Annotated in this window: 11 protein-coding genes; 6 read left to right on the top strand and 5 right to left on the bottom strand. The window is 59.7% G+C overall.

The genetic code is table 11. The features are described from left to right. Window positions 1–69 precede the first annotated feature (69 nt). The 6 genes from V6582_RS26040 to V6582_RS26015 all read left to right on the top strand — a co-directional run bounded on the left by V6582_RS26040 (window position 70) and on the right by V6582_RS26015 (window position 7,230). Entirely contained in the window at window positions 70–993 is a 924-nt protein-coding gene (locus V6582_RS26040) for a hydrogen peroxide-inducible genes activator (RefSeq protein WP_156632377.1), read from the top strand. A 164-nt stretch (window positions 994–1,157) separates the two neighbouring features. Continuing rightward, on the top strand, window positions 1,158–2,648 hold the full coding sequence (gene guaB, locus V6582_RS26035) for an IMP dehydrogenase (RefSeq protein WP_156590150.1): 1,491 nt from the start codon (window positions 1,158–1,160) through the stop codon (window positions 2,646–2,648). Window positions 2,649–2,764: 116 nt separating this feature from the next. Beyond that, the gene (locus V6582_RS26030; protein WP_156632378.1) at window positions 2,765–3,652 is read left to right on the top strand and encodes a dienelactone hydrolase family protein; all 888 of its coding nucleotides are present in this window, start codon (window positions 2,765–2,767) and stop codon (window positions 3,650–3,652) included. Between the two features lie 142 nt (window positions 3,653–3,794). After that, window positions 3,795–4,823, top strand: a complete 1,029-nt coding sequence (gene adhP / locus V6582_RS26025) for an alcohol dehydrogenase AdhP (protein ID WP_156632379.1) — start codon at window positions 3,795–3,797, stop codon at window positions 4,821–4,823. 171 nt (window positions 4,824–4,994) lie between these two features. Further along, on the top strand, window positions 4,995–6,131 hold the full coding sequence (locus tag V6582_RS26020) for a DUF3734 domain-containing protein (RefSeq protein ID WP_156632380.1): 1,137 nt from the start codon (window positions 4,995–4,997) through the stop codon (window positions 6,129–6,131). A gap of 58 nt (window positions 6,132–6,189) precedes the next feature. Next, entirely contained in the window at window positions 6,190–7,230 is a 1,041-nt protein-coding gene (locus V6582_RS26015; protein WP_337739289.1) for a LacI family DNA-binding transcriptional regulator, read from the top strand. 14 nt (window positions 7,231–7,244) lie between these two features. Here the strand turns inward: V6582_RS26015 and V6582_RS26010 are convergent, their stop codons facing one another. The 5 genes from V6582_RS26010 to V6582_RS25990 are packed head-to-tail and all read right to left on the bottom strand — an operon-like array spanning window position 7,245 to window position 12,862. Continuing rightward, window positions 7,245–8,297: a carbohydrate ABC transporter permease gene (locus tag V6582_RS26010; protein ID WP_156632381.1), complete on the bottom strand. Its 1,053-nt coding sequence runs from the start codon at window positions 8,295–8,297 to the stop codon at window positions 7,245–7,247. Between the two features lies 1 nt (window position 8,298). After that, window positions 8,299–9,288 carry a carbohydrate ABC transporter permease gene (locus V6582_RS26005; protein ID WP_070147383.1) on the bottom strand — a complete coding sequence of 330 codons (990 nt, stop codon included), beginning with the start codon at window positions 9,286–9,288 and terminating at the stop codon, window positions 8,299–8,301. After that, on the bottom strand, window positions 9,285–10,403 hold the full coding sequence (locus tag V6582_RS26000; RefSeq protein WP_156632382.1) for an ABC transporter ATP-binding protein: 1,119 nt from the start codon (window positions 10,401–10,403) through the stop codon (window positions 9,285–9,287). The genes V6582_RS26005 and V6582_RS26000 overlap by 4 nt, the downstream gene beginning before the upstream one ends. An 18-nt stretch (window positions 10,404–10,421) precedes the next feature. Further along, a complete protein-coding gene (locus V6582_RS25995; RefSeq protein WP_156632383.1) occupies window positions 10,422–11,756 on the bottom strand; it encodes a glycoside hydrolase family 28 protein in 1,335 nt (444 codons plus the stop codon). Then, complete coding sequence (locus V6582_RS25990; RefSeq protein ID WP_156632384.1) at window positions 11,753–12,862, bottom strand: glycoside hydrolase family 88/105 protein; 1,110 nt, start codon at window positions 12,860–12,862, stop codon at window positions 11,753–11,755. Before V6582_RS25990 ends, V6582_RS25995 begins: the two co-directional genes overlap by 4 nt. Window positions 12,863–12,872 lie beyond the last annotated feature (10 nt).

Genomic DNA, 12,872 nt, shown 5'->3' with positions numbered 1-12,872 from the left:
GCAGTGTTCCATTGACGACTGATAATTTCCAATCGTATTTATTTCTAAATTCGATTTGGAAATCCTATCATGCTGACCATTCGTCAAATGCGCTACTTCGATGCGCTTGCCACCACACTGCATTTCGGTCGGGCTGCCGATGTCGTCCATGTCAGCCAACCCGCGCTTTCGGCGCAGATCATGGAGATGGAAAAGCATCTCGGTGTGATGCTGATTGAGCGTACGCGCGCCAGCACAATCCTGACCACCAAGGGGCTGGAAATCCTGGCCCATGTGCGCGAGGTCCTGGCGGGAATAGACCGGCTGGAACAGGCGGCGCGCAACAATGGCGGCATGTTGGAAGGCCTGGTGCGGATCGGCATCATACCCACCGTCGCCCCCTATATGGTGCCGCGCATGGTGCCTTATCTGCGGCAAAATCATCCTCTGATCGAGATCGAACTCAAGGAAGCAGTCACCGATCGGCTGCTGTCCGACCTTAATGACGGCAAACTGGATGCGGTCGTCGCGGCGCTGCCGGTGTATGCGGACGCTCTGGTCTGCCGCAGCCTGCTGGTCGATCGGTTTTTCATGGCCGTGGCCCGTAATGACGACGCCGTGCTTCTGTCTCCCCTGGTGGAAGCGGACGTGGACACCGACCGGTTGCTGCTGCTGGAGGAAGGCCATTGCCTGCGCGATCAGGCGCTGGCCGTCTGCAAAACCGCCAGCCGGCGCAGCATGGTCAATTTCGGCGCAACCTCCATGGCGACACTGCTCCAGATGGTTTCCCACGATATGGGCATGACGCTGATTCCCGAAATGGCGATCGAGACCGAAACCAGCCGCAACAAGATCCGCATCATTCCCTTTACCGATCCGCCGCCCTACCGCGAAATCGGCCTGATCTGGCGGCGATCCAGCGCCCGCCAAGCCGATATGGAAGCGCTGGCCGATGGCCTTGCCGCCAGCGCGCGGGAAAAATCGACACCCCCAGAACAGCGGCAGGATGTTTAAAAAGAGGGATGACTGACGTCATCCACAATCCATGCTTTTGCTATTCCCTTCCTGTCATGAACGTGTTACCAGCCCTCGCCAACCTCCAAGCATTACATGCAAAGGAATCCAGAGGAAAATCGCTTTTCTGGAGGACTCTGCCTATTCATATGAAGGATATTGGCATGGCACGGATCGTAATTTCGGCAACCGGCGCAGAAGCGCTTACCTTTGACGATGTTCTCCTCCAGCCCGGACATTCGGAAGTCATGCCGGGCCAGACGAATATCTCCACCCGGATCGCCAAGGATATCGATCTTTCGCTCCCCATCCTGTCTTCCGCCATGGATACGGTCACCGAGAGCCGGCTGGCGATTGCCATGGCCCAGGCTGGTGGCCTTGGGGTTATCCACCGCAATTTGACACCGACTGAACAGGCCGAAGAGGTTCGCCAGGTCAAGAAATTCGAAAGCGGCATGGTGATCAATCCGGTCACCATTCATCCGGAAGCAACGCTGGCCGAAGCACTCGGCCTTATGAAGGCCCACGGCATTTCCGGCATTCCGGTGGTCGAAAACGGTGGCCGTCCCGGTCGCCTGGTCGGCATTCTCACCAACCGCGATGTGCGCTTTGCCTCGGATCATTCCCAGAAGATCCATGAATTGATGACCCGTGACAACCTGATCACCGTCAAGGATGGCGTCGAGCAGCAGGAAGCCAAGCGTCTTCTGCATAGCCACCGGATCGAAAAACTGCTGGTAGTGGACAATGAAGGCCGCTGCGTCGGCCTGATCACCGTCAAGGATATCGAAAAGTCGCAGCTCAACCCTCACGCCGCCAAGGATTTTCAGGGTCGCCTGCGGGTCGCCGCCGCCATTTCCACCGGCGATGACGGACGCGAACGGGCCGAACGGCTGATCGAGGCCGGTGTCGACGTGATCGTCGTCGATACCGCCCACGGCCATTCGCAGCGGGTGCTGGATGCCGTGACCGCCGTGAAGAAAATGTCGAACTCGGTGCGGATCATTGCTGGCAATGTTGCCACCGGCGATGGTACCCGCGCCCTGATCGATGCAGGCGCCGATGGCGTCAAGGTCGGCATCGGGCCCGGCTCGATCTGCACGACCCGTATCGTCGCAGGCGTCGGCGTACCGCAGCTGGCGGCCATCATGGCAGCCGTCGAGGCAGCCCATAAGCTGGATATTCCTGTTATCGCCGATGGCGGCGTCAAGTTCTCCGGCGATCTGGCCAAGGCGATTGCCGCCGGTGCCTCCGCCGTCATGGTCGGCTCGCTGCTGGCTGGCACGGATGAAAGCCCCGGCGAAGTGTTTCTCTACCAGGGCCGTTCCTTCAAGGCCTATCGCGGCATGGGTTCGGTTGGCGCCATGGCGCGTGGCTCGGCGGACCGCTATTTCCAGGCGGAAGTGCGCGATACGCTGAAGCTGGTGCCGGAAGGCATCGAGGGCCAGGTGCCTTATAAGGGTCCGGTCTCTGCCGTGCTGCACCAGCTGGCAGGTGGCCTCAAGGCCGCCATGGGCTATGTCGGCGGCAAGGACATCAAGGATTTCCAGGAAAAGGCGACCTTCGTGCGGATTTCCGGCGCGGGCCTGCGCGAAAGCCATCCGCACGGCGTTACCATTACCCGCGAAAGCCCGAATTATCCTGGCGCTGCATAAAAAACATCGCGGTCACGAATAAGTGTTGATGAAAGCCCGGATTGGCCTCCAGTGAACATTGGATGCCGGTTCGGGTTTTCTATGTTTTAGACTGGACAATCTTGTGGAGGACACTGATGGAAAAGCCAGCCGTTACCCCAGCAATCACCCAGGCGATGATCAACGCCTATGATGAATACACCCATCTCAGCCTGGACCGCCGAGGCTTCATGGAAAAGCTCACGAAGCTTGCCGGTTCGGGCGCTGCTGCCGCAGCCATTATGCCAATGCTGGCGGCCAACAAGGCCAATGCAGCACTGACGCCGGAAAACGATGAGCGGTTGACTGCCTCAATGGTCACCTATCCCGGCGCGAGCGGCGAGATGAAGGGCTATCTCGTCACCCCAAAAGACGCCAAGACCGCCCTGCCCGGCGTGATCGTCATCCACGAAAACCGAGGCCTCAACCCGCATATCCAGGATGTAACACGTCGGTTGGCGCTGGAAGGCTTCGTTACGCTGGCGCCCGATTTTCTATCACCACAGGGCGGCACGCCGGAAGACGAGGACAAGGCCCGCGACATGTTCACCACGCTCGATCTGGGCACTACGGTGAACAATGCCGAGGCCAGCCGTGGCTATCTCGCTGCCGTGAAGGGCGTCAACGGCAAGGTTGGCGCCATCGGATTTTGCTGGGGAGGTGGCATGGTCAATCGGTTGGCTATCGCCTCACCGCAGCTTGGGGCCGGTGTCGCCTATTATGGGGCCCAGCCGCCAGCCGAACAGGTGCCAGCAATCAACGCACCCTTGATGCTGCATTACGCTGGCCTTGACGAGCGCATCAATGCCGGGATCGATACGTATCGCAAGGCGCTTGAGGCCAATGGCAAGCAAGCTGAAATCTTTGTCTATGATGGCGTCAATCATGCCTTCAACAATGACACGTCGGCGGCCCGCTATAACAAGGAGGCCGCAGACCTTGCCTGGTCGCGCAGCGTGGCCTTTCTGAAAAAGAACCTGGCATAAGAACGCCTGCCACAACAAAGCGGGGCGGATTGATATCAATCAAAAGCAATCGCCCCGCCCTGCACTAGGGTCCTCCATAGTCTCAGCATGAGCCGGGACACGATGTTGAGTTTTTAAAACATCAATTTCTATGGAGGAAATCATGGCATCGATGATGAAAGCCGCTGTTGCGCGCGAATTCGGCAAGCCGCTGACCATTGAGGAAATGCCGATCCCCGAACCCGGTCCTGGCCAGATTTTGGTCAAATACGCGGCGACCGGCGTTTGCCATACCGACCTGCATGCCATTAGCGGCGATTGGCCGGTCAAGCCCAACCCGCCTTTCATTCCCGGCCACGAAGGCGTCGGCTTTGTCGCCAAGCTTGGCGCCGGTGTCACCCGGATCAAGGAAGGCGACCGGATCGGCGTTCCCTGGCTGCATACCGCCTGCGGCTGCTGCAATCCCTGCCGCACCGGCTGGGAAACGCTCTGCGGCAGCCAGCAGAATACCGGCTATTCGGTCAACGGCACCTTTGCCCAATACGGCCTTGCCGATCCCGATTATGTTGGCCGCCTGCCTGACAACCTGGAATTCGGCACCGCCGCTCCCATTCTCTGCGCAGGTGTCACCGTCTATAAGGGCCTGAAGGAAACCGAAGTGCGACCCGGCGAATGGGTGGTGATTTCAGGCATTGGCGGGCTTGGCCACATGGCTGTGCAATATGCCAAGGCCATGGGCATGCATGTAGTGGCCGCCGATATTTTCGACGACAAGCTGGAACTGGCCAAGAAGCTGGGCGCCGATGTGGTCGTCAATGGCCGGGCAGCCGACGCTATCGAGCAGGTACAGAAAGCCACCGGTGGCGTTCACGGCGCGCTGGTGACAGCCGTTTCCCCCAAAGCGATGGAACAGGCCTATGGCTTCCTGCGCTCCAAGGGCACGATGGCGCTGGTCGGCCTGCCGCCCGGCTTCATTTCGCTGCCGGTGTTTGAAACCGTGCTGAAGCGCATTACGGTGCGCGGCTCGATTGTCGGCACCCGTCAGGATCTTGAGGAATCGCTGCAATTTGCCGGTGAAGGCAAGGTCGCTGCCCATTTCTCCTGGGACAAGCTGGAAAATATCAATGCGATTTTCGACCGCATGCGGGAGGGTAAGATCGACGGACGGATCGTGCTCGATCTGGCCGCCTGAAAAATAACCAGATCCGTGCGCCTTACCGGCGCACGGATCTCATAGATGATTCAGAGCAAATTATTTTGCCATAAACGATAAGTGAGGCAGCAAGATACTGGAATAGCGCGGAAAAGCGGCTATCTTCACCGCGATGCAATAATCCGATGCAATAATCCATGGTGAATGCCGATGCTGTCGTCCGAGACCAATGCCGCCACCGATCGTATTTTTGTCTTTCAGGGTGGGGGGGCGTTGGGTGCTTACCAGGCTGGCGCTTATGAGGCGCTTCACGCCCATGATGTCGATCCGGATTGGCTGGCCGGCATTTCCATTGGATCGATCAATTCGGCGCTGATTGCAGGCAGTCCCAGGGAAAAGCGGGTGGAGAACTTGCGCGCCTTCTGGGACATGGTGTCTTCGCAGCTGAATTTCTACCTCGGCGATCAAGACACCGCTGCGCGACGCACGACCAACGATCTCTCCGCGCTGACCGGCATGATGTTTGGCATTCCCGGTTTCTTTTCACCGCGCCTGCCCACGCCGCAGCAAGTGTTGCTCAATCCCGATTACCGCGTCAGCGTTTATGACACCGAACCGCTGATAAAGACGCTAAACAATCTGATCGATTTCAAATTGCTGAATGATGGCACCACACGTCTCAGCCTGGGTGCCGTGGATGTACTCTCGGGCAATTTCGCCTATTTCGACAATCGTCACACCAGGCTCGATGCCCGCCATATCGCTGCTTCCGGCGCGCTGCCGCCCGGTTTTCCACCGGTTGAAATCGATGGCCGGTTTTATTGGGATGGCGGTCTGGTGTCCAACACGCCTTTGCAGCATGTGCTGGAAACCAATGAAAGCCAGCGGGACCTCGACATTTTCCAGGTCGATCTGTTCAGCGCCCGCGGCGACATGCCGAAGGACCAGTTCGAGGTGGAAAGCCGCACCAAGGAGATCCGTTTTTCCAGCCGAACCCGGATGAATACCGACGAATTCGCCCGCAAGCAGGTGATCCGCCGGGCCGCAAAACGCCTGCTGGACAAGCTGCCGCCGGAATTTCACGATGACGAGGATGCCAAGCTGCTGCGCTCCGTCGGCCAGGAATATGACGTTACCATCGTCCACCTCATTCACCGGCGCGCCGCCCACGCCACCCACTCGATGGACTATGAATTTTCGCGCGCCTCCATCAACGAACATTGGCAGGCTGGTTACGACGACGCCACCTACACGCTGAAACATCCGAAATGGCGCAACCGCGGCCGCCCAAGGGATGGCATCCAGATCTTCGATTTGAGCCGCGAACGGCGTCGTATCGGCTCGTGACCTATCGGCTCTGCTGGATTATGCTGCGTTCATATCCACGCGTCTTTGAGGATAAAGCGTGACAGCGAAGATCAGCCTGAAAAACGTGGCGCTGGACGCCGGCGTCTCGATCAGCACCGCGTCGCATGCATTGAACGGCACCGCTCCGCTGACGGCGGAGGTGCGCGAGCGGGTGATCGCGTCTGCCCAACGACTGGGCTATCTGGAAAAACGGCGCAACAAGGCGACCATTGCCACGCTGCGCTGCATTGTTCTGGCGGTTGCCGGCGACGCTGCCCCGCAAAGCGATCTCAATCTGGTCAGTTGGACCGTCATGAACGGGCTGCGCGAGGAATGCGAGCGTCGGGCGATCCGCATCGTCCCTTGCGTCACCCCGGGCAATCGTATCGACGCCGCTGAGGTGAAGCGGATTGCCACTGCCGAAAAAGTCGATGGCATCGTCATCATCAATGACGACAGGCCGGAATTTATCCGCGCCCTGGCGCAATTGGCGATACCATCTGTCATCATCAATGGCGAAGATCCGTCGATGCGCATCGATACGGTCACCGCCGGAAACCGGTTCGGCGCGCGCCAGGCCATCGAGCATCTGCTGGCGCTGGGCCACCGTCGCATTCTGCATGTGACATGGCCGGGCCGCACCACCATCCGCCGCCGTTACGACGGGTATCTCGACGCCTTTCTCTCCGCCGGGCTGCAAGCCCCCGTCGACATGGTGGTCGAGGCCGAAAGCTACGAGCCAGCCGAGGGTGAAAAGGTTTTGCGCGAATTGTTGACCCATGACCCATCGCTGAAACAGGCCACCGCGATTTTTTGTGCCGCCGATAATCTGGCGCTCGGCTGTCTCAAAACTCTCGCCAAGGCGGGCATCAAGGTTCCCGAAGACATATCCGTGCTGGGCTGCGACGATATCCTGCCAGGCGAGTTCAGCAATCCACCGCTCTCGACCATTCAACTGCCCAGTGCAAGGCTTGGCGCTGCGGCCCTCAGCCTGATCGAGCAGCGGCTGGTTTCCATCGATCCGCTGCGCCCCGCCCATCGGCTGGAACTGGGATGTCGCCTTATCCTGCGCGGCAGCATCGCACCGCCACGCTGTTAATAACGTTCAGGCGCTTATTTCATGCCCGTCCCGGCAATGCCTGTGGTGATGTATTTTTGCAGGAACAGAAAGACCAGCGTCACCGGCATCAGGCTGAGGAAGGTCATGGCGAGGATGTAATTCCACTGCACCGAAAACTCGCCCTGAAAGGCATTGAGTCCGACTTGAAGGGTGAAATTCTCACGGCTGCTGAGCACGATTAGCGGCCAGAGAAAGTCGTTCCAGCGCCATAGAACCGAGAAAATCGCCAGGACCGCCAAGGCGGGCGCCGTCAACGGCAGGACAATCCGCCAGAAGATCCTGAATTCGCTGGCCGCATCCACCCGCGCCGCTTCGATCAACTCGTCGGGAATGGTCAGCATATATTGCCTGAGCAGGAACACCCCGGTCGGCGAAGCAATGGTCGGGATGATGACGCCCCAGAGATTATCCACCAGCCCGACCCCGACAATGACCAGATAGGCGGGCACCATCACAACGGTCAGCGGGATCATCAAGGTTGAGATAATCAGCACGAACACTGCCTTGTCGCCCCGGAACCGATATTTCGACAGGGCAAAGGCCGCCAAGGCATTGACGATCAAGGTGAGAGCCGTCGCCACCACGGTGACGAAGACCGAGTTTTTGAGGAATGTCAGGAAGGCAAACCGGGTCAAAGGGTCCGTGTAGTTTTCCGTGGCAATCGTCAGGCTCTGGACCGGCGTGATCGTGCGGGTATCGACGCTGACTGGCGCCTGCGGGTTTTCGGGATCGACCATCTGCGCCTTCAGGCCGATGCGCCGCACCATGGCCATCTGCCGGGTCGTGCCATCACTGCTGACCTGCCAGAGGCTAAGCGGCTTGTCATAGCCCTTGACCGTCACTTCCACCGCGTCTCGCGGCAGAAGCGTCGGTGGAAAACGGGTGATTTCGGCAGCTGGTTTCATCGAGGACAGACCCGCCCAGACCACCGGCACCAGCACCGCCAACGTGCCGAGGATCAGCCAGAGCCATGCCAGCACATCGGTCACGCCAATGCGACCTTGGCGGCGGGTGCGGGTCAGGAAGGTTACGGGATTGAGGCTCATATCACTGCTCCATTTTCTTGGAGAGGCCAAGTTGCAGCAGGGTCAGCACCAAAAGCACGCAGCCCATCAGGGTTGCCGCCGCCGAGGCGAGACCAAACAGCCGAAGATCGCTGCCGAACGCCATCTGATAGATATATTGCACGATAAAGCTGTTGGCCGTGCCCGGCCCGCCGCCATTGGTCAGCACCCAGGCCTCGTCGAAAATCTGTACGGACCGGATCATCAGTAGGATCAGCACCACCAGCAGGTTGGGCGCCAAGAGCGGCAGGGTAATGCGAAACAACACCCGGCGCGGGGTTGCCGCATCGATAGCCGCCGCCTCATAGAGATCTTTGGGAATGGCCTGCAAGCCCGCCAGCAGGATCAGCGTGTAGAAGCCCATATGGAACCAGACGGAGACCACGACGACGAAAAACCGTGACCAGCCAACCTCCAGCAGGAAGATCTCTGGCGGTACGCCGAGCATTTGCAGGAAGGCGTTGAGCAAGCCGTTGCGGTCCAGAAACCATTTCCAGATCAAGCCGATCACCACAGGTGACAGCAGCACAGGATAAAAGAACATCGCCCGGAAAAACCCACGCGCCACCATGGCGCGGTTGAGGATAAGCGCCGTGATCAGCGATACCAGCAAGGTCGCCACGACATTGAAGCCGACAAACCACAGCGTGTTCCAGATCGCGGTCCAGAACAGCGATTCCGTGCAGGTTCCCGGCTGCATATAATCGCCGCAGGTCAGCAATTGACGAAAATTGTCGAGCCCGACATAGGGGCGCTCGGAAACGAACAGATTGGTGCCACCGGTAAAGGCATAGCCGATGGAAATGGCAATCGGCAAAAAGGTGAAAATGCCGAACAGCACCAGATTGGGCGCCAGGAAGAAATACGGCATGCGCTTGCGGCCAAACAGCCGCTCCAGCCCGTTCAGCGGCGCTTCCACCACCAGCATGACGCGGTTCAGAGCGCGATCAGCGATATCGGCAAACTGGCTCATGCAGCAAGGCCTCCGCTGACCTGGTGGCGGCGTCGGGTCAGCGTCAGGCCGGAAACCGGATCGAACACATGCACCGTGCCAGCCAAGGGCGCGACCGCCAAACGGCTTGCTTCCGGGGCGACGAAATGGCCGGGCTGATGCAAAATGACCTGTTCTTCCTGCCCTTCCATCCGGCCATAGAGGTAGGTCTCAGTACCAAGGCTCTCGCAATAGCCGACAATGAATGGCAGGCCACCCGTCTCGACCCGCTGAAAATGCGCCGGGCGTATGCCAACCATGACCTCCTGGCCCGGCTTTGCCGCCGTCTCATCAACAGAGGCGGTGAGTTGCTGTGGATAGCCAACATCAATCAGCGCCTCACCACTCTGAAAGCTGACGATCCGGCCTTTCAGCATGTTCATCCGGGGCGAACCGAGGAAGCCCGCCACGAACAGGTTGCAAGGATTGTTAAACAGATCGAGCGGCGTTCCCACCTGCTCGACCCGGCCCCCTTTCAACACCACGATCTTGTCCGCCATGGTCATGGCCTCTACCTGGTCGTGGGTCACGTAGATCATCGTCGTCTTGATGTCGCGGTGCAGTCGGGTAATTTCCGCGCGGGTCTGGACCCGCAGGGCCGCATCGAGATTGGAGAGTGGCTCATCGAACAGGAAGATTTCCGGTTCGCGTACAATCGCCCGGCCAATCGCCACACGCTGGCGCTGACCTCCCGAGAGCTGGCGCGGCTTGCGGTCCAGATAGGGCTCGATAGCCAGCATCCTTGCGGCTTCGGCGATCCGCGCCTCGATTTCGGCCCGCTTGAATTTCAGGTTTTCCAGCCCGAAGGCCAGATTCTTGCGCACGCTCATATGCGGGTACAGCGCATAGGACTGGAACACCATGGCGATCTTGCGTTCGGCGGGCGACAGCTGAGAAACGTCGCGACCATCGATGGCGATGGCGCCTGTCGTCACATCCTCCAATCCGGCGATGATCCGCAGCAGGGTGGATTTTCCGCAGCCCGACGGACCGACGAAGACGACGAATTCGCCGTCCTCAATGGTCAGGTCTATGTCATGCAGCACCTTCACCGCGCCGTAGGACTTGTTGAGATCCTTGAGTGTCAACGCTCCCATATCATCCTCCCAGATGCATTAATTTTGGTGCTGAACGAGATCCAGACGGTTCCAACCATCCGGCAGAGGCTGCGGCCTGTCGATAACGAGATCGTTTACGGTCAGCCCTTCCACCCCGCTGGCAAACACGCCCGGCATTCCGCCCGGATAGTCGATCAGCCCGACAATGCGTCCGTCCGCGCCGCGCGTCCAGGCATTGGCCCGGCCATGAGCTTCCGGCGAAGGTGCGAGATCGGCATTGGTTGGGCGCATATCATAGCGCAACGCGGTGCCAAGCACCCCGGGTTGCTGGGCCAGATGCACTCGCCGCAAGGCCACATCGTGAATACCGGCACCGGCCATGGAGACGAGGTTGACCGTCCCTTCCATCCGCCCGGTAATATCCTCGACAACCAATCCCCGCACCGCACCCGCCGGGCGCTCCGGCACCCGGTCCACCACCGTCACCGTCAGTGCCTCGCCGGAGCCCCAGAACCCGTCCGGCGTCTCCCGGCAATCCAGGGTGATGCGCGAGAACCTGACATCGGAGACCTTGCCGCCATCGCGGGAAAAAATCCCCAGTCCCCGGTTGGATTGCTCAACCCGGCAATCCTCGAACACCACGCGGGAGAAATCACCGAAGCTTTCAGTCCCCAGCTTCAGCGCGCAGCTCTGGCTGGAGACGGTGCAGCGGCGCACCAGCACATCCTCGCAGGTGCCGATGGCCTTGCCATCCGGCCCAACGCTGGTTTTCAGGCAGACACCGTCATCGGCGGTGGCGATCGTGCAATCCTCGATCAGCACGCGGCGGCAGGCGTCCAGCACAATGCCATCGGTATTGGGCAGGCGGCAATTGTTGCGGATCGCCACATTGGCAAGGCTCACATCCTCACAATTGACGAAATGCAGCGTCCACATCGGCGAGTTTTCGACTTGGAGATGGTCGAGCCGCACGCCCCGGCACCCCTCCAGCACCAGAACACGTGGCCGAAACTCCGCCGGAATGAATACGCCGACGCTGACATCGTCACCGGCAATGAATGCGTCTCCGCCAGCATCAATGCAGCCCGGCCCGGTCAGCGCGATGGTGTCCGCGCCGCGCGCCACCAACATGCCCCGATTGGATTTTTCGGCAATGACAGAGACGATATTGTCGCCATAGGCCTGATAATCCGGCACGGGTCGCAATACGGCTCCCTCCCCCAGATGCAACTCGATACCGGAGCGAAGCGTCAGCCCGCCAACCTGATGCGATCCGGCGGCAAGCGAAACCCTGCCGCCGCCAGAGGCAGACACATGGTCCATTGCCGCCTGAATGGTTTGCGTGCGGTCGCCGTGCTGATGATCGATGACAATGTCCAGCACCTGGGTCATACGGTTTTCTCCTGGGTCGCAGCCGTTTGGGCCAGTGCGACATCGGTCAGCAGCAGCAGAGCCAGCGCCTGACCGTAAGGGGTCGGCAGGTTGGGAATACGGCGGTAGAAATCCAGATCATGCCCCATCGGCGTGCCATCCGAGACACCCAGCACCACACCCTCGTCATCGATATGACGCAACACAGCATCCAGCGCCCTGTCGGCATGGAGCTTATCCGCCACCGGTAGAATGCCCGCCTCGATACCGCGCAGGATGCCATAGGCAATCCCAGCGGTGGCCGAGGTTTCCAGCGGCGAGGTCGGATCATCCAGCAGCGTGTGGAACATGCCGTCCTCGCACTGGAAGGCTTTCAGCGAACGCAACTGGCTTTTCAGCACATTGGCCAGAAAGCGGCGGTCCTTTTCCGCGAGATCCGGCACCAGGAAGAACAGTTCCGGGATCGCTACGGTGATCCAGGCATTGCCACGCGCCCAGAAGGCGCGGGCAAAGTTATGACGACCGATAAAGGTCCAGCCGTGATACCAGAGACCGGAGACTGGGTCCGAGAGATAACGGGCGTGGATCATGAACTGATAGACGGCCTCATCGATCCAGTCCTTGCGGCCAAAATGAACACCGGCCTGCGCCAGAAACAACCCAGCCATGAACAGGGTATCATCCCAAAGCTCGCCTTCGTTCAGGCGTTCCTTGACCACATGCTGAAAGCCGCCATCCTCGGTTTTCGGCAGGCTTTTCACCAGCCATTCCGCCCAATCCTCTACCAGCGCATTGAAATCGGGCCGGTCCACATGACCGATCAGGATGGCCAGCGGCAGCATAGGTGCCGTGCTGTTGATCTGGCGTGGCGGCAGGCCGCGACCGATCTGCATGGCATACCAATCAACGAGATCATTGATCGCCTTCCTGTCCCCGCTGGCGATGGCGCGGCGCAGGAAGCCGTAAAGACCGACGCCGACTTCCCAATCCCATTCGTCAAACTGAATGCCGCTTGCGCTGCCTTCCCCGCTCAAGCCCTCCTTGATGCCCTTGAGGCGGCTGAAAGCCACCGCCACCTTGTCGATTGTCTTTTGGAGGGCCGGATGGCCGGTGTCTGGCTGATGCATGGTCTGATCC

Source organism: Agrobacterium vitis (assembly GCF_037039395.1).
Lineage (GTDB): Bacteria > Pseudomonadota > Alphaproteobacteria > Rhizobiales > Rhizobiaceae > Allorhizobium > Allorhizobium vitis_E.
Note: the sequence above shows the minus strand (reverse complement) of the source record. Positions and strands in the feature narration are given on the sequence as shown.